At 71.0% G+C, this 17,745-nt stretch carries 16 protein-coding genes; 14 read left to right on the plus strand and 2 right to left on the minus strand.

Annotated features, from left to right (window positions below; genetic code table 11):
* Positions 1–60 precede the first annotated feature (60 nt).
* Both ACIGXO_RS27370 and ACIGXO_RS27375 read left to right on the plus strand, forming a co-directional pair.
* Positions 61–1,281, plus strand: a complete 1,221-nt coding sequence (locus tag ACIGXO_RS27370) for a styrene monooxygenase/indole monooxygenase family protein (RefSeq protein ID WP_399792027.1) — start codon at positions 61–63, stop codon at positions 1,279–1,281.
* A 75-nt stretch (positions 1,282–1,356) separates the two neighbouring features.
* The gene (locus tag ACIGXO_RS27375; RefSeq protein WP_399792029.1) at positions 1,357–3,081 is read left to right on the plus strand and encodes a styrene monooxygenase/indole monooxygenase family protein; all 1,725 of its coding nucleotides are present in this window, start codon (positions 1,357–1,359) and stop codon (positions 3,079–3,081) included.
* A gap of 45 nt (positions 3,082–3,126) precedes the next feature.
* Here the strand turns inward: ACIGXO_RS27375 and ACIGXO_RS27380 are convergent, their stop codons facing one another.
* Positions 3,127–3,504: a MarR family winged helix-turn-helix transcriptional regulator gene (locus tag ACIGXO_RS27380; protein ID WP_399792031.1), complete on the minus strand. Its 378-nt coding sequence runs from the start codon at positions 3,502–3,504 to the stop codon at positions 3,127–3,129.
* A gap of 243 nt (positions 3,505–3,747) precedes the next feature.
* Here ACIGXO_RS27380 and ACIGXO_RS27385 point away from each other — a divergent pair, with 243 nt between their 5' ends.
* From ACIGXO_RS27385 to ACIGXO_RS27420, 8 genes are all read left to right on the plus strand, one after another.
* Positions 3,748–5,223 carry a UbiD family decarboxylase gene (locus ACIGXO_RS27385; protein ID WP_399792033.1) on the plus strand — a complete coding sequence of 492 codons (1,476 nt, stop codon included), beginning with the start codon at positions 3,748–3,750 and terminating at the stop codon, positions 5,221–5,223.
* A 76-nt stretch (positions 5,224–5,299) separates the two neighbouring features.
* On the plus strand, positions 5,300–5,869 hold the full coding sequence (locus tag ACIGXO_RS27390) for a hypothetical protein (RefSeq protein WP_399792035.1): 570 nt from the start codon (positions 5,300–5,302) through the stop codon (positions 5,867–5,869).
* 86 nt (positions 5,870–5,955) lie between these two features.
* On the plus strand, positions 5,956–6,753 hold the full coding sequence (locus ACIGXO_RS27395; RefSeq protein ID WP_399792037.1) for an ArsR/SmtB family transcription factor: 798 nt from the start codon (positions 5,956–5,958) through the stop codon (positions 6,751–6,753).
* A 110-nt stretch (positions 6,754–6,863) separates the two neighbouring features.
* A complete protein-coding gene (locus tag ACIGXO_RS27400) occupies positions 6,864–7,469 on the plus strand; it encodes a LysE family translocator (RefSeq protein WP_399792039.1) in 606 nt (201 codons plus the stop codon).
* Positions 7,466–7,645 carry a hypothetical protein gene (locus ACIGXO_RS27405; RefSeq protein WP_399792041.1) on the plus strand — a complete coding sequence of 60 codons (180 nt, stop codon included), beginning with the start codon at positions 7,466–7,468 and terminating at the stop codon, positions 7,643–7,645. The genes ACIGXO_RS27400 and ACIGXO_RS27405 overlap by 4 nt, the downstream gene beginning before the upstream one ends.
* Before the next feature lie 4 nt (positions 7,646–7,649).
* Complete coding sequence (locus ACIGXO_RS27410) at positions 7,650–9,164, plus strand: PLP-dependent aminotransferase family protein (protein WP_399792043.1); 1,515 nt, start codon at positions 7,650–7,652, stop codon at positions 9,162–9,164.
* Positions 9,165–9,273: 109 nt separating this feature from the next.
* Entirely contained in the window at positions 9,274–10,674 is a 1,401-nt protein-coding gene (locus ACIGXO_RS27415) for a hypothetical protein (RefSeq protein ID WP_399792173.1), read from the plus strand.
* A 275-nt stretch (positions 10,675–10,949) separates the two neighbouring features.
* Positions 10,950–11,840, plus strand: a complete 891-nt coding sequence (locus tag ACIGXO_RS27420; RefSeq protein ID WP_399792045.1) for a chitinase — start codon at positions 10,950–10,952, stop codon at positions 11,838–11,840.
* Between the two features lie 129 nt (positions 11,841–11,969).
* Here ACIGXO_RS27420 and ACIGXO_RS27425 read toward each other — a convergent pair whose 3' ends face one another.
* Positions 11,970–12,884, minus strand: a complete 915-nt coding sequence (locus ACIGXO_RS27425; RefSeq protein WP_399792047.1) for a LysR substrate-binding domain-containing protein — start codon at positions 12,882–12,884, stop codon at positions 11,970–11,972.
* Between the two features lie 134 nt (positions 12,885–13,018).
* Here ACIGXO_RS27425 and ACIGXO_RS27430 point away from each other — a divergent pair, with 134 nt between their 5' ends.
* The 4 genes from ACIGXO_RS27430 to ACIGXO_RS27445 all read left to right on the plus strand — a co-directional run bounded on the left by ACIGXO_RS27430 (position 13,019) and on the right by ACIGXO_RS27445 (position 17,723).
* A complete protein-coding gene (locus ACIGXO_RS27430; RefSeq protein ID WP_399792049.1) occupies positions 13,019–13,918 on the plus strand; it encodes an oxidoreductase in 900 nt (299 codons plus the stop codon).
* 182 nt (positions 13,919–14,100) lie between these two features.
* On the plus strand, positions 14,101–14,916 hold the full coding sequence (locus ACIGXO_RS27435) for a PP2C family protein-serine/threonine phosphatase (protein WP_399792051.1): 816 nt from the start codon (positions 14,101–14,103) through the stop codon (positions 14,914–14,916).
* 97 nt (positions 14,917–15,013) lie between these two features.
* Positions 15,014–16,012: an MASE1 domain-containing protein gene (locus tag ACIGXO_RS27440; protein WP_399792052.1), complete on the plus strand. Its 999-nt coding sequence runs from the start codon at positions 15,014–15,016 to the stop codon at positions 16,010–16,012.
* Between the two features lie 766 nt (positions 16,013–16,778).
* Positions 16,779–17,723, plus strand: a complete 945-nt coding sequence (locus tag ACIGXO_RS27445; protein ID WP_399792054.1) for an alpha/beta hydrolase — start codon at positions 16,779–16,781, stop codon at positions 17,721–17,723.
* The last annotated feature ends 22 nt before the right edge of the window (positions 17,724–17,745 follow it).

Genomic DNA, 17,745 nt, shown 5'->3' on the forward strand with positions numbered 1-17,745 from the left:
TGCACAGCACCGCGCGGCACCGCTCACACTGCACACCTCGAATTCCCGGAGGTCCCCCTCATGCGCAAGATCACCATCATCGGAGCCGGTCAGGCCGGCCTGCAGCTCGGTATCGGCCTGCTCGACCGCGGTTACGACGTCACCCTCGTGTCCAACCGCACCGGAGACCAGATCCGCGAGGGCCGGGTCATGTCCAGCCAGGCCATGTTCGGCACCGCACTGGCCCACGAGCGCAACCTCGGCCTCGACTTCTGGGGCAACGCCTGCCCGCCGATCGCCGGGCTCGGCGTGAACATCGCCGACGGCCAGGGCGGCCGGGCGCTCTCCTTCGACGCCCGCCTCGACGCCACCGCGCGCTCGGTCGACCAGCGCGTCAAAATGCCGATCTGGATGGGTGAGTTCGCGCGCCGCGGCGGCCGGCTGGACATCCTTGAGGCCGGCATCGAGGACCTGGAGCGTTACGCCCAGGAGTCCGACCTGGTGATCGTCGCGGCCGGCAAGGGCGAGATCGCGGGGCTGTTCGAGCGGGACGTCGAGCGTTCCCCGTACGACGCTCCGCAGCGCGCGCTGGCCCTGGCGTACGTCAACGGCATGGCGCCGCTGCCCCACCGCCCCGGCGTCAGCTTCAACGTCATCCCCGGTGCGGGCGAGTACTTCACCATGCCCAGCCTCACCACCAGCGGCCCCTGCGACATCATGTTCTTCGAGGGCATCCCGGGCGGCCCGCTCGACTGCTTCGACGGGCTCACCCCCGACCAGCAGCTGGCGAAGTTCCAGGAGCTGCTGCGGACGTACGTCCCGTGGGAGGCCGAGCGCTGCACGAACGTCGCGCTCACCGACCAGAACGGCACCCTCGCGGGCCGCTTCGCGCCGACGGTCCGCAAGCCCGTCGCCACGCTGCCCTCGGGCGCGCAGGTGCTCGGCCTCGCCGACGTCGTCGTCCTCAACGACCCGGTCACCGGCCAGGGCTCCAACAACGCCTCGAAGTGCGCGGCCTCCTACCTCGCCACGATCCTGGACCACGGCGAGCGCCCGTACGACGCCGCGTTCATGGAGCTGGCCTTCGGCCGCTTCTGGGACAACGCACAGTCCGTCACGACCTGGACCAACGCGATGCTCGGCGCCCCGCCGCAGCACGTGCTGGAGCTCTTCGGCGCGGCAAGCGCCAACCCCCGTGTCGCCGCCCGCTTCGTCAACGGCTTCGACGACCCGCGCGACTTCTTCCACTGGTTCATGGACCCGGCCGCCGCGAAGAACTACCTGGCGGAGGTCGGCGCCTGATCGCCCGTCAGCAGCATCGGCACTGACGTCGCGTCAGCGGCAGTACGTACGTAACGAGAGCAGGACAGCAGGACCATGAGAAGGATCGCGGTGATCGGCGCCGGGCAGGCGGGTGCCCAACTCGCCCTGGGACTCCAGGCGCACGGCTATGACGTCACCCTGGTCACCGACCGCGGCCCCGACGAGATACGTCGTGGCCCGGTCATGTCCAGCCAGTGCATGTTCGACACCGCGCTGCAGAGCGAGCGCGAACTCGGCCTGCACCACTGGGAGGACCGGGCCCCCGACATCACCGGCATCGCGCTCTCTCTCATCGGTCCGCACGGCACTCCGGAAGTCTCCTGGCGCGCGCCGCTGGAGGGGCCGGCGCACTCCGTCGACCAGCGGGTCAAGTGTGCCGCCTGGCTGGAGCAGTTCGCGGAGGGCGGCCGCGGCGAGATCGTGCTGCACGAGGCGGGCGTCACCGACCTCGAGTGGTACGCCCGTACGCACGATCTCGTCGTGGTCTCCACCGGCAAGGCCGAGCTGAGCCGCCTCTTCCCGCGCAACGCCGAACTCTCCCCGTACGACCGGCCGCGGCGCGCGCTGGCCCTGACGTACGTCACGGGAACGGCGCCGCGGGAGGGGGCGGCCGCCGTCCACTACCGCATGGTCCCCGGCGTCGGCGAATACTTCTCCTTCCCCGCCCTCACCACCACCGGGCCCTGCGACATCATGGTCTTCGAGGGCGTCCCCGGCGGCCCGATGGACTGCTGGGACGACATCCGCACCCCCGAGGCCCACCTCACCCGCTCGCTGGAGATCCTCCACCGCTTCTTCCCCGACGAGTACGAGCGCTGCCGGAACGCCCAACTCACCGATGTTGGCGGTGTGTTGCGTGGCCGGATCACCCCGACCGTCCGGCACCCCGTCGCCCGCCTGGCCTCCGGCCGGCACGTCCTCGGCATGGCCGACGCCGTCGTACTCAACGACCCGATCACCGGTCAGGGGTCGAACAACGCGGCCCAGGCCGCGTCCCACTACCTCGACAGCATTCTCCGGCACGGAGCCGCCGAATTCACCCCGCAGTGGATGCAGCGCACCTTCGACAGCTTCTGGCGCGGCTGGGCGCAGTGGGCCGTCGGCTGGACCAACTCCCTCCTGGCAGGGCTGGGCCCGCACCACCGCGAACTGCTCACCGCGGCGGCCGAGGTCCCCTCGGTCGCGAGCGCCCTGGCCGCCGGTTTCGACGACCCGCGCACCCTGTACCGCTGGTGGTTCGAGGAGGCCGAGGCGCACCGCTTCCTCGCCGAGAAGCGCGCCCAGCACGCCGCCCGCTTCGACGGCCGCGAGCTGCGCCGCGCGCTCGGCCAGTACGCGACCGGCGTGACCGTGGTGACGGCCCGCGCCCCCGACGGCCGCAACGTCGGCATGACCGCGAACTCCTTCACCTCGGTCTCCCTGGACCCGCCCCTCGTCCTGTGGTGCCCCGGCAAGAACGCACCGAGTCTTCCGGACTTCACCGACGCGTCACACTTCGCCGTCCATGTGCTGGCCGCCGACCAGCACCATCTCTCCCGCCAGTTCGCCACCCCGGCCGACGACAAGTTCCGTGGTACGCCCTCCACCCCCGGCATCGCGGGCACCCCCCTCCTGGACGGCGCGGTCGCCCGTTTCCAATGCCGCACCGTCCAGCGCATCGACGCCGGCGACCACATCATCTTCCTCGGCGAGGTCGAACAGTACGAGGCCGACGGCGGCGCCCCGCTGGTCTTCCACTCCGGGTACTACCACGTGGCGACGAAGCACCCGGATCTGTGACCTGATCCGTGGACGGGTCGGCGCCCGCGGCTCGCGCCGCCCCCGTCAGCGCTTCCCGCCCCCGGCGTCGCTACCCCCGGCGTCGCTGCCCTCGGCCTCGCTGATCCGGCGCAGCGCTTCGAGCAGGGCGGTGCGCTGCTCGGGGGGCATCCCGCCGAGCGCGGCCTCGTCGACCTCGTCGGCGAGGGGGCCGAGCCGCTCCGTCGTCCGCCGGCCCTCGTCGGTGAGCGTGAGCTGCTTGCGGCGCCGGTTGGTCATGTCGGTCTCGCGGGCGAGCAGACCGCGCTCTTCGAGCCGGTGCAGCAGGGGCACCAGGGTCGCCCGGTCGATGCCGGTGCGCTCGCCGAGCCGGGACTGATCGATGCCGGGGCGCTCCCGGACGGTGAGCAGCACGGCGTACTGGGGCGGTGTGATGTCACCCACGGTCGCGTGCCATTTCGCCGTGTAGCCCTGCAAGGCTCGCCGCAGCAGGTGCAGCGGTGAAGCCTGCAAAGACTGCGGTCCCTGCCGAGACGGCGTTCCCTGCTGACACTGCGATGCCTGCTGAGCGATGGCTGCCTCCAAGGACGACCGGGCGTGGTGCGGAACGGGTGGGGATTTGATTCTGCCACCACGAGGCGTAACGTCGTACACGAATTGTTCGTACACGACAGTTTTGGGAGCATCATGGCCCCTCTGCAGGACCTTCGTGCCTACCTCGCCGCCCTGGAGGAACTGAGCGACGTACGCACCATCGACCACGAGGTCGACCCGCACCTCGAAGTCGGCGCGATCATCCGCCGCTCGTACGAGACGGTCGCCCCGGCGCCGCTCTTCACGAACATCAAGGGCACCGACCCCGGCTACCGGCTCCTCGGCGCCCCCGGCGCCCTGAGCTCCGCCCCGGGCCGCCCCCTCGCCCGTATCGCGCTCTCCCTCGGCCTCGACTCCGGCGCGAGCGCGCGGGAGATCGTCGACGCCCTGGCCGACGCCCGCACCCGCGAGCCCCTCCAGCCGGTCCTGGTCGACTCCGCACCGCACGCCGCGCCGCACAAGAAGAACATCCTGCTCGGCGACGACGCCTCGCTCGACCGCTCCCCCACTCCCCTGCTGCACGACGGCGACGGCGGACCGTACGTGAACACCTGGGGCACCATCATCGCCCGCACTCCGGACGGGTCGTTCACCAACTGGTCGATCGCCCGCATCATGATGATCGACGGCAAGCACATGACCGGCCTGGTGCTGCACCCGCAGCACATCGCTCATGTCTGGCAGCAGTGGGCCGACCTCGGCGAGCCGATGCCGTTCGCGCTCGTCCAGGGCGGCGAGCCGGCACTGCCGTTCGTCTCGGGCATGCCGCTGCCGGACGGCATCGAGGAGGCCGGCTACCTCGGGGCGCTCCTCGGCAGGCCGATGGAGCTCGTCCAGTGCGAGACCGTCGACCTCCAGGTACCGGCGAGCGCCGAGATCGTCATCGAAGGGCATCTCTCCGCCGAACGCACCGGCGTCGAGGGCCCGATGGGCGAGTTCGCCGGGTACCGCCCCCACGAGACCTCGCAGCAGCCCGTCTACACCATCGAGGCCATCACCCACCGGGACGACCCGATCTGGCCGACCGTGGTGGAGGGCGAGCCCGTCGACGAATTCCACACCGCCACCGGTCTCACCCTCGCCGCCGAGGCACTCACCGCGCTGCGTGCCGCGGGCCTGCCGGTCACCTCGGCGTGGGAGCCCTTCGAGATGGCCTCGCACGCACTCGTGGTGAGCGTCGCCGCCGACTGGCGGGAACGGCTCCCCGGCATCGGCACCGCCACTCTCAGCCGGCGCATCACCGAAGTCATCGACGGCCTGCGCTGTGAATACCTGGTCCCGCGCATCTTCGTCCTCGACGACGATGTGGACGCCTCGAACACCGGCGAGCTGATGTGGGCCCTGGCCACCCGCGTGCACCCCACCGAGCGCCGCATCGTGCGGACCGGCAAGGTCCTGCCGCTGCTGGCGGTGTACTCCCCCGAGGAGCGGCACGCCTGGCAGGGCCCGAAGGTCACCTACGACGCCCTCCTGCCCTCCGCCGACGAGGGCCGCGAGCCCCGCAGCTCCTTCCGGCACATCTTCCCGCAGGAGATCCAGCAGCGGGTCCTGAAGCGCTGGCACGCCTGACCCGCCCCGGGGCTCTTCGGCTGAGCTCCCAGCGGTGGGTACAGTCCCGGCGACCGATCGGAGCCGGGGGGACAGCTTGGACAGCTTTGACAGCTCAATCAGCCAGATCCTGATCGCGGTGCTGGGCATTGGCGGCACGCTCGCGGCCGCCGTGATCACACAGCGCGGTGCCGACCGCGCCAGGGTCCGCGAGCTGGCACACGCGCGCCAACTCCAGCAGGACGAACGGGAGTACGCGACGCGCCAGGCGCAGCTCGAGGCGCGGCGCGCCTGCTACGCCAAGCTCAGCGCCGGCACTCGCGACTTGGCCAACGTGATGACGAAGGTCCTCCACGCCCTCGAAGCAGGCGCGGTGACCGAGGAGCTGCGGTCCGATCTGGACCAGGCGCACCGCGAGCACCGCCTGCGCCACGCCGAGGCCCAGATGGTGCTGCCCGACCCGGTGGCGGAGGCGGCCAGCACGGCCAACCGTCACCTCGGCGGCCTCTACGGCCTGCTGAAGCGGCTCGACGGCGGCACCGGGCGGCACGGAGAGAACCTGGAAGCCGCCTGGGAGAGCATGGACGAGGTGTGGGATCCCTTGTGGAGAATGCGCCGCCTCATGCGCGTCGACCTCGGTATCACGGCACCCGACCAGGACCCGTAGAGCAACCACGCCGCCCCCGATGGGCGGGCCTCCGGTTGACATGCAACCAAATGGTTGCCAACCTGAGGGTGAGGGGGTTGGATGGCATGGACGAGGTGTTCAAGGCGCTCGCGGACGCGAGCCGCAGGCGGCTGCTGGACCGGCTGAACGAGCGGAACGGGCAGAGCCTGCGCGAGCTGTGCGCGGGGCTGGAAATGACCAGGCAGGCGGTGTCCAAGCACCTGGCGGTGCTGGAGGGCGCGGGCCTGGTCACGGTGGTCCGGCGCGGCCGGGAGAGGCTGCACTACCTCAATCCCGTGCCCATCGACGAAATCGCCGACCGCTGGATCGGCAAGTACGAACGGGGCCGGATGGCCGCGCTCAGCAACCTGAAGCACGCCCTGAAAGGAACGGCGATGACCAAGCCGGAGTACGTCTACACGATCTACATCCACACCACGCCCGAGAAGCTCTGGGAGGGACTGACCAGCCCCGAGTTCCTGAAGCAGTACCACGGCGGCTGGGCGCCCTCCTCCGACTGGAAGGTCGGCTCGAAGGTGCTGTGGCCGGTCGAGGACGGCGGTGAGCCGCAGGATCTCGGGCAGGTCGTCACCGAGTCGGAGCCCGGCAAGCGGCTCGCCTACACCTGGCACACGCTGCAGCCGATGCACCAGGAGATGTTCGGCATGAGCGACGCGGAGTTCGCCGAGGCGGCCAAGGAGCGCTCGAAGGTCACCTTCGACATCGAGCCGGCCGAGGAGCCGGAGCTGGGCGTGAAGCTGACCATCACGCACGACGGCTTCACCTCGGCCGACTCCAAGATGCTCGAGGGCGTCAGCGGCGGCTGGACCATGATGATGTCGGAGCTGAAGACGATCCTCGAGAAGGACCCGACCACGGCCTGATCCCCTGCTCGCCCGCCCATATGGACCAATCGGCTCGGCACACTTTGGCTCTGTCCGCCGGGCCATAGCGGCGACAGGGTGGGAGGACCCCGAACCGTACGGAGGTCCCCTTGAGCGCGGCGTTCCTGCTGACCACCCTGGTCGTGGTGGTCACCCCCGGCACCGGCGTGGTGTACACGCTGGCCGCCGGGCTGTCCCATGGCCGACGGGCGAGCGTGGTCGCCGCGCTCGGCTGCACCCTCGGCGTTGTGCCGCACCTGGTCGCGACGGTCACCGGCCTCGCCGCGCTGCTGCACACCAGCGCCGTCGCCTACGAGGCAGTGAAGTACCTCGGGGTCGGCTACCTGCTGTACATGGCGTGGGCGACCCTCCGCGACAAGGACGCACTGACCGTCGCGGAGGAGGCCGAACCACGGCCGGCGGCGCGCGTGATCGCCTCCGGAGTGCTGCTCAACCTGCTCAACCCGAAGCTCACGATGTTCTTCGTCGCGTTCCTCCCGCAGTTCGTCCCGGCCGGCGAGCCGGGCTCCCTGGGCACGATGTGGCGGCTCGGCGCCGTCTTCATGACGCTGACCTTCGTCGTGTTCGCCGGGTACGGCATGTGCGCCGCCGCCGTACGCGACCGCGTGCTGGCCCGGCCGGGGCTGATGACCGGCATGCGCCGGGTGTTCGCCGCCTGTTTCGTGGGCCTGAGCGCGCGGCTGGCGGTGGCATGACCATGCGCTTCCGGCACGCGGACGCCACCCGGTCCGACTACCCCGAACTCGCCGCGGGCGCGCTGCACGCCACCGGTGTCGGCCCCACCACCGGTGTCGGCTCCGCCGCCGATGTCGGCCCGCGCGTCGCGGAGTACACCGCCCGCGCCGCGGGCCGAAGCAGCAGTGCCGCATGACACCATGGGCATGGTGAATGAGGGGGAGGACGGTAGAGCCCCTGCGTACGGCTCCGATTTCCTGCAGCTCGACGCGGGTGACGCGCCCGCCGGCGGCAAGGCGGACTGGCTGGCCCGGCGGCTGCGGCAGGCGATAGCGGACGGCCGGCTGGCGGTGGGCAACAGGCTGCCGCCCTCCCGGGTACTCGCCGCCGAGCTGCGCGTCTCCCGCGGGGTGGTCACCGAGGCGTACCGGCGGCTGACCGAGGACGGCCACGTCGAGGGGCGCCGGCGCGGCGGCACGGTGGTGGTCACGGCACCGCCCATGGCACCGGACGCGCCCTCCGCGACCCGGCCGTACCGGGGCCAAGTACCGTCCTCCACCGACCAGTTGGCGCCAGACGCACGGTTCACCGGCGAACCCGGTGCCGACGTCTTCGACGCACTGCGCGCCACCCGCGCCCGCATCGACTTCACCCCCGGCCAGCCCGACCTGGCCGCCTTCCCCCGCGCGGCCTGGCTGCGCGCCGAGCGAGCCGTGCTCGCCGAACTGGCCGCCGAGAACCTCGGATACGGCGACCCCCGCGGCGCTCCGCGGCTGCGCCGTGCCGTCGCCGGCTGGCTGGCGCGCAGCCGCGGCATCCGGGTCGATCCCGACGAGGTACTGATCGTCGCCGGCACCGCGCAGGCACTCACCCTCCTTCATCCCGTGCTGCGGGCGGACGGCATCGATGGCGTCGCGGTGGAGGACCCCGGCTCACTCGGTACCCGCCAGCACTTGCGGAACGGCGCTCTGGCCACCCCGCCGGTGCCGGTGGACGAGGACGGCGTACGCGTCGACGCGCTGCGCGCCACCGGCGCCCGCGCGGTACTGCTCACGCCCGCCCACCAGTTCCCCACCGGCGTGGTGACGAGCGGCGAACGCCGCCGCGAGCTGCTGCGCTGGGCTGCGGACGGTGGGCTGATCATGGAGGACGACTACGACGCGGAACACCGCTACGACCGGCCACCGGTGCCCGCGCTGCGCTCGTTGCTGGCTGACCGGGTGTGTTACATGGGCAGCGTGTCCAAGCTGCTCGCGCCCGCGCTGCGGATCGGCTGGGTGGTGCCGCCGCCCCGATACCGGGAAGCGCTGACCGACGCCAAACGCTTCACCGACCTGGGCAATGCGGTGCTGCCGCAACTCGTGCTCGCCCGGCTGATGGAGTCCGGCGACCTGGAACGGCATCTGCGGCTGATGCGCGGCCGGCACCGGCGGCGCCGCGACGCGATGATCGACGCCATCACCCAACACCTCCCGGACGCGGTCGTGCACGGCGCGGCGGCCGGCCTGCACCTGACCGTCACGTTCGCGCCGGAGGTAGCCGACACCGAGCTCGCCGCCGCCATGCTCGCCCGGGGCGTGAAGTGCCAGCCGCTGTCGTGGCACCGGCAGCGCCCCGGCCGCCCCGGCCTCGTCCTCGGCTACGCCGCCACTTCCCCCGGCGTCATCGCCGAGGGCGTGGCGACGCTCGGTGAGGCACTGCGCGCACTGGCCTGACGCCGCCTCCAGTCGCTCCGGCTCAGGAGTGGCACGCCGGCCGTGCCGACGAGGTCGCCCGCGCGTACAACCTTTTGACCAGCACGCATGTCATGTTCGCGTGAAGAAAATGTTCCTCTCCCGTCGCACCGGGCGCGTCCTGCTCGCGCCCGTACTGGCCTCCACCGCCGCCTTCGCCGCGGTGCTCGGTCCCGGCGCGCTGCCCGCGGCCGCCGCCTCCGACATGCTGTGGGTCTACTCCGACCCGTACGAGATGACGCTCTCCGGGCCGTACGAGGACGGCTCGCCGGCGCCCTCGCAGACGCTGACGATCCTGGTCAGCCACGACAACACCGGCACCACCGTGCCCGCCGGCACGCTCTCCGTGGACGTCTCCGGGATCGCCGCGTTCGCCGACGTCAGCTGGCCCGCGAACTGCCGGCCCCAGACCGACACCACCGCCCTCTGCGACACCCCCGAACTGCCCGGCGGCGGCTACGCACCGGCCGCCGCGATCGGGCTGACCGCGAAGGCCGGCGCGCCGGACGCGAGTGAGGGGTACGTGCGGTACTCCGCCGAGGCCGGCGGCATGACGGCCTGGCCCGGCGAGACCCGCGTCGCCGTCGGCAACGGCCCCGCACTCGGCCTGACCCAGGCCGCGTCCGTCACCGGCCTGGCCCCCGGCGCGGCCTTCGACACCCCGGTCACCCTCGCCAACAAGGGCAACCGCACCGCGGACCGCACCCTCCTCACCCTGTTCACCTCCCGCGGAGTGAAGCTGCGCGGCCCGGTCCCGGCCAACTGCGAGTACAACGACGGCGACACCGGCCGCACCCTGCTCTGCACCCTGGACGAGAAGGCGGCGCCCGGCTCGTACCACTCGCTGCCGCTCGGCTTCCGCGCCAAGGACAACGCGCTCTTCGACCGCATCGACTACTCGGTGCAGCCCTACTCCGAGCAGGCCCGCGACGAGCAGCGCCACGGCCAGGTCTTCACCCCCGGAAGCGGCGCCGAACTGGACCTCTCCCCGGCACCCGCGACCGACGAGGAGACCGACCCGTACCGGATGCTGTCCGTGCGCGCGAAGAACACCGCCGACTACCGGCTGACCGGGTCGCAGGTCTCCGGCGCCGCGGGCGAGACCGTGCAGGCGTCGGTGACGGTGCGGAACCAAGGACCGGCCTGGGTCGCCTCCCTGTCGGCCGGTGACCCGGCCGCGACGGTCGACGTGAACATCCCCGCCGGGACCACGGTCACCGCCAAGCCGGACAACTGCGAGGCCCGGACCGCCTCCGGCGGCTACCGCGACGAACAGCTCGGCGCGCCGCGCTACCGCTGCTTCACCCCCATCTATCTGACCGAGGCCGGTACGGAGTCCACCCACCGCTTCACCTTCGGCCTCCGCATCGACGAGGTGCTCCCCGGCGCCGGCGCCACCGCGGCCATCTGGAACGACGCCTACGAGCCGCCCGTCCGCACCTTCGACCCGGACCTCACCAACAACGAGGCCCGCATCGTGGTGAACCCGTGAACCCGTGAACCCGTGAGCCCGTGAGCCCGTGAACCGGCCCCGGCGCATGGTTGGTCCCGGCGAGCCCCGCGTCGGACATCAGCGCCGGGGCCGGCCCGCGCCGGCAACAACCCACTAATGCGCATTAGTTGGTTCTCGTCACTAGCCGGGCACGGCGCCGTGTCGCCAGAATTACGGCGACTCGGTGTGGCAGTTGTGACGCGAGGAATGGGAGTCGGGCTGTGAGCGTAAAGAGGCGTAGTTTCCTTATCGGGGCGCTGGCAGTGGGCGCGTCCGTGGGGACGTCGGCGGGCGGTGCCTGGGCGGCGCGGCGCAAGGACAAGGCGGGGCGGCGGGTGGTCGTCTACTACCAGACGCAGTATCACAACGGGACATACGTCTCGCCGCTGGCGCTGACCGAGCACCGGACGGGTGTGACGGACGTACTGGTGGCGGCCGTGCACCTCAATGACGTCAACGGCCCTTACGCTCCAGTGCACTTGAACGACGATCCGCCGAGCGCGGCGAAGTTCGACCGGATGTGGCGGGACCTCAAGGCCATGCAGGGCCAAGGGGTCAACGTACTGGCCATGGTCGGCGGTGCCGCACCGGGCAGTTTCACCCGTCTCGACACCGAATTCGACACCTATTACCCGCTCTTGCGGGACTTCATCGAGAAGTACGGGCTGAACGGCGTGGACCTCGATGTCGAGGAGGACATGTCGCTCGCCGGCATCGAGCGGGTGATCGACGCGCTGCGTGCCGACTTCGGTCCGGATTTCCTCATCACACTCGCTCCCGTGGGCACCGCGCTCAGCGGCGGCGGCAATCTGTCGGGCTTCGACTACGAGCAGCTGTACCGGGACCGCGGTGACGACATCGCGTGGTTCAACGCCCAGTTCTACAACGGCTGGGGCAGTATGTCCGGCACCCGCAGTTACGACGACATCATCGCCCGGGGCGTCGTGCCGGAGCAGAAGGTGGTGGCCGGCTCGCTCACCGATCCCAGCAACGGCGGCAGCGGCTACGTCGACATCACCACCCTGAAATCCACGCTCGGCAAGCTGACCGCCAGGCACCCGGGCTTCGCCGGGGTCGCCGGCTGGGAGTACTTCAACTCACAACCGGGCGGCACGGCCGCGCCGTGGGAGTGGGCGGCGGAGGTCTCCCACGCGCTGTCCGGGTGAGACACAACGCCCTGTCCGGGTGAGACGCAACGCTCTGTCCACGTGAGGCGCAACGCTCTGTCCGCATGAGGCGCAACGCTCTGTCCACGTGAGGCGCCCGGAAACTCTCCGCCGTCGGAGCTGCCCGGTTCACAAGGCGCCGGCTCCGACCTTCGCCGCCGCGGCCAGGTAGGCCACCGCCAGTGGCCGCTCGTCGTCCCGGCGCGCGGCCACCGCCAGTTGGGACGGAGCCAGGCCGCGGACCGGCACGGCGATCACCTCGTCCCGGACGACCAGCGGAGCGTTGCCACTGGCCAGCAGCACCACGCCCTGGCCATTGGCGACCGCCTCGTGGGTCTCCTCGGCGCTGCCCACCACCCCGCCGATCCGCGGCGCGCGACCGTTCCGGGCGTCCAGGGCCAGCCAGTAGTCCCGCAGCGGACCGGCCTCGGCGGGGAGGGCGAGAAACGGCTCGTCCAGGAGATCGGCGAAATCCACCGCCCCCTCACGATCAGCCGCGGCCCGTGCCGCCAGAGGGTGTCCGTCCGGCAGCGCCACGAGGAGCGGCTCGCGCGCCACTACCGCGTACCGGTAACGGTCGCCGTCCGGCAGCGGCAGCCAGACGAAGGCGACATCGCTGCCCCCGTCCGCCAACCCGGCAGTGGGATCGGCCCAGTTGACCTGCCGCAGGACGGGCCTCGCCTCCGGATGCCGGGAGAGGAGCCGGGTACGCAAGGCGGGCAGCAGCCCGCGGCCCGGGCTGGTGGACATGCCGATCACCAGGGTGTGCCGCTCGGTGGCCTTCGCCTCCTCCACCGCCGCCTCGGCGGCCTGCCAGGCGGCCAGCGTCCTGCGGGCGTGCGGCAACAGCACCTCCCCCACCGCCGTCAACCGCACCACCCGCCGGTCCCGGTGGAACAGCTCCGCCCCGAGCTGCTTCTCCAGCATCCGTATCTGCTTGCTCAGCGCCGGCTGGGAGATGAACAGCCGCTCGGCGGCCCGCGTGAAGTTCAACTCCTCGGCGACGGCGGCGAAGTAGCGCAGATCGCGCCCATGGACATCCATAACCCATGGCTATCACAACAGATCTTGGACATGGCCCCGTGCACGGCAAAGGATGAGGGCTGTCGACGGGGCGGCCCGCGCCGCCGAACGACCCCCGAACGACCCCCGAACGACAGTCAACGAGGGAGAAACCCATGACGAACAACGCCAACGCCAACGCCAACGCCAACGCGAACAGCAACGACACCAACCACAGCAGCGGCAAAGTCTGGCTGGTCACCGGCGCGAGCAGCGGTTTCGGGCGGGCCATCGCCCAGGCCGCCATCGCCGCCGGTGACACCGTGATCGGCACGGCTCGACGCACCGAGGCGCTGGCCGACCTGGTCGCCGCGCACCCCGACCGGGTGGAGGCGATCGGCCTGGACATCACCGACGGCGAGCGGATCGACGCGGTGGCCGCGGACATCGTGGCCCGCTACGGCCGGGTGGACGTGCTGGTGAACAACGCCGGACGCACGCAGGTCGGAGCGTTCGAGGAGACCACCGACGACGAGCTGCGTGACCTCTTCGAGCTGCACGTGTTCGGTCCGGCGCGGCTGACGCGGGCGTTGCTGCCGCAGATGCGGGAGCGGGGCAGCGGATCGATCGTGAACATCAGCAGTTTCGGCGGGCAGATGTCCTTCGCCGGCTTCTCCGCGTACAGCGCGACCAAGGCCGCGCTGGAACAGCTCTCGGAGGGCCTGGCCGACGAGGTGGCACCGTTCGGCATCAAGGTACTGATCGTGGAGCCCGGCGCCTTCCGCACCAACCTGTTCGGCACGGGCGCGGCCTACTTCTCCCAGGAACACCCGGCGTACGCGGAGAAGGTCGGCGCCACCCGGAAGCTGGTACAGAACGGCGACGGCACCCAACCCGGCGACCCGGCGAAGGCCGCCGCGGCGATCCGGCAGGCCCTGGACGCCGACAACACCCCGCTGCGACTCGCCCTCGGCGGCGACGCGGTGGACTCCCTCATCGGACACCTCGACTCGGTACGGGCGGAACTCACCGCATGGGAGCCGGTCTCCCGGGGGACGGACTTCGACACACAGTGACCGTGGCCACCGGGCGTAGTCGGGGCGGTCCGGGGCGGCCCGCATCGGCAGGCGCCCGGTGGGGGAACTGCACTACCATCGAGCGCGAGGGCTGCTCAGGCGTCCTCCCCAGCCCCTCGTGGTCCCGTGGTCTCGCGTGATCTCGCGTAGCGGCTCATGGTCCGAGGTACCTCGGAGGGTCAATGTCCCGGCATCGTTCCCATCGGCCCGCGAACGCCGACAGCCTGCTGGCGGAGCTCGGGCGGCTCACGGCCCAGGCGCTGGAGCGGGCGGAGCTGCAGCGGGCCCGGGTCGAGCTGGCCGAGGCCCTGCAGCGCGAGATGCTGCCGGACCACCTCCCCGAACTGCCCGGGCTGCGGGCGGCCGCCCGTTATTCACCCGCGCGGGACGGCCTGGACATCGGCGGCGACTGGTACGACGGCTTCCGGCTGCCCGACGGGTCGCTCGGGTTCTCCGTGGGCGACGTGCAGGGCCACGACGTGGAGGCGGCGGCCTTCATGGGGCAGGTACGCATCGGCCTGCGGGCGGTGGCCGCGTTCACCCCCGACCCCGGCGAGGTGCTCAGCCGTACCAACGACCTGCTCACGACGTTGGACAGCAGTCTCTTCGCGACCTGCACCTTTCTCCGCTTCGACCCGGCCACCCGGGAACTGTCCGGCGCCCGGGCCGGCCACGTCCCCACCATATGGGCGACGGTCGACGGGCAGGACGGCATCACCCCGGACGACGGAGGCATACCCCTGGGCATCACACCCGGTGAGCACTTCCCGGTCACCCGTCACCCGCTGTCCGCGCCGGGAGCATGCGCCCTGGTCACGGACGGAGTACTGGAAGGACCGGCATTCCCGATAGAGGCCGGGCTGGAACATGTACTGCGGATCGTCCGGGCCGGGGCCGACGGCCCGCCGGACGAGCTGGCGGCCAAGGTCATCACGGTGGCCGATCTGACCGGGCACAGCGACGACGCGGCGGTACTGGTTCTGCGCTACGACGGGTGAGCGACCGGGCGCGGCCCCGCGTGTCACGGCCCGCCTCGGGCACGGACCGTTGTCTGATGGCGACGTGGTGCGATCATCCGAAGGCTTGCGGCCCCCGGTGACGACGGGACTCATGATCCTCGTCGTCGCCGTCGCGTACGCCGCGACCGGGAAACTCGGCCTGCTGGAACAGGTGGTCATCGCGGGCGCGCGCGTCACGCCACTGTGGCCGCCCACCGGCGTGGCCCTGGCCTGTCTGCTGCTCGCCGGCGTCCGCGTCTGGCCCGGGATCGCCCTGGGCGCAGTGCTGATCATGCTGACCCTCGGGCCGCTGACCCCCGCCACCCTCGCGATCGCCTTCGGCAACACGGCGGGCCCGCTCTGCTCCTACCTGCTGCTGCGGCGCGCAGGCATCCGGACCGGGCTCGACCGGTTGAGCGACGGCCTGCTGCTGGTCTTCGGCGGCCTCGCCGGGACGCTGATCAGCTCCGGGGTGGGCAGCGGAACGCTGCTGCTCACCGGCGAGGTCTCCGCGACCGAATTCTGGCGCGCTTGGTCGGCGTGGTGGACCGGGGATGCGATGGGGGTGCTGGTGGTCACGCCGGTACTGCTCAGCCTGCACGCCGCCCGGCCGCTCATGGAGGAGGGCCTGCGGGAGTGGGCCGAGCCCGCGGTACTGCTGGCCGCCACGGCGGCCGTCACGATCGCCGTCACCAACATCTCGCTCCACCTGCTGTTCCTGGTCTTCCCCCTGCTGGTCTGGGCCGCGCTGCGCACCCGCCTGGTCGGCGCCGCGCCGTGCGTACTGCTGCTGTCCGTACTCACCGTGGTGGCGGCGGCCCAGCACCGCGGGCCGTTCGCGGACGAGAGCATCGTCGAGACCATGGTCATCCTGCAGGCGCTCAACGGCGCGGCCTCACTGACCACCCTGCTGCTGGCGGCCGTCGTCGCCGAGCGGGAGAACACGTACCAGAAGATCGAGCAGGCATGCACCGTCCTCACCGAGGTGGTCTCCAGCCTCGCACCGTCCCGCAGACCCGATCTCCGCCCCCCGGACGAGCCGAACGGCGCGCAGCCCGGCCTCCGCCCCCCGGACGGCTCGCAATCCCCGGAATGACCGTATGCCCGGCCCCCCAGGGCGGCCGGCAAGCACCCCGTCATCCCGCTCGACAGCGCGGCACGAGCCCACCGCCCTGATCCTGGAAACGAAGACCTGAGATACCCACGGCCTGCCGGCGCCGATCGACTTTCGCCTGCCGGACGGGCGGCACCCGGCTGCGTCAAGCCGCCCTGAACGCACACGGCCTCCACGTGAACCGGACCCCCGCGTCCCCGTAGGAATACGTCCGGGTCGTGTCACCGGCACCGGCACCGGCACCACCGTGGATGACCTGTTCCTTACGGTTGCCCGAGGCGGCCGTCCCGTCGGAAGTGCTGGACGTCCGCCTGACCGCCGGTGGGTGTGTCCGCGATGGCCGTGACGTTGCCGGAGGCGTCGTACGCATAGCAGACACCCCACCCCATTTGCTGTTTTTTGCACCGGTCTTCACCCCAAGACCGAGCGAAGCGGCGGCAAAGCTACGGCAACGGCAGCCACAACTGTCAAGGATGACTCAGAAATTGACACGCCAAAGGGTGTGATACAGCAATCAATAACAGGAAGTCACCCTCTCTCAGGGGAAGGGCGAACAAATCGCGCATTTACCCTCTGAGCATTGACATGCTGCTTGTCCGCATGGCTATAGTTCCGCTCGCTCGAATAAGGCAGGCGTTCGAGCGCGACCCCCGCGATCACGCCCTGTTCGTGCCGCTCGCTCCATGGGGTGCGCCCAGATTCACGGGTGCCTGCTCACTGTGGTGAAGGGCAGGCTTCCATGATTTCCATGCGGCGTTACCTGGCATACGTCACGTTATGTACCGCACTCATCGCGGCACTCCTGACCATCGATACGGGCAGCAGCCAGGCCACCAACGCCGGCAACGCCCGCGCGGCAACACAGCCGGCAAACACCGCTGCCGCGGAATCCCGCAGCGAAGCCACCTACGCCTACGGCTCCCACACCCGCCAGAAGCTGGACGCCTACTGGAACGCCACCAGCGGCACGCAGCCGGGCATCGTCATCCTCCACGGCGGCTACTGGTACGAGGACGCCGGCTGGGCCACCTGGTCCCGTACCTTCGCCGACGCCGGGTACGCCACCTTCTCCGTCGACTACCGCCTCAACTTCGACGCCCCCTGGCCCGCCCAGCGCAACGACGCCCTCTCCGCGCTCACCTGGATCAAATCCAACGCCGCCCGCTTCGACCTCGACCCCAACCGCATCGTCATCCTGGGCTCCTCCGCGGGCGGCCAGATCGGCACGGCGGTGGCGACCTACGGCTCCGGCGCCGACCGGGTGAAGGGCGTCGTCGGCCTCTCCCCCGTCAACTCCCCCTACCGCGCCTGGAACGACGGCAACCACGACACCAGCACCGCCAAGGAACGCAAGGTCCGTGACAACGCCGCCGTCCTGACCCGCTGCTACCCGGACCCCGCGGACACCGACACCTCCATGCACCCCAGCTGCTGGGACACCTGGAAGGACACCGTCGTCAAAAACCGCGCCTCCGGAGCCAACGACGCCCCCATGTACCTCCTCCACTCCGAAGGCGACTTCATCCCCGTCACCCACTCCACCGACCTCGAACGCGCCGAAGAAGTCGACCACGACATGCCCGCCAACGGCGTCACCGTCGAAACCATCCCCGGAGACGCCCACGGCGGCGCCATCCTCGAAGCCTCCGGCATCAAGAACAAGGTGCTCTCCTGGATCGCCGCGCACGTCTGAGCGGCCACAGCCACTGAGTAGT

It is taken from the genome of Streptomyces sp. NPDC053542 (assembly GCF_044544685.1).
Taxonomy (GTDB): domain Bacteria; phylum Actinomycetota; class Actinomycetes; order Streptomycetales; family Streptomycetaceae; genus Streptomyces.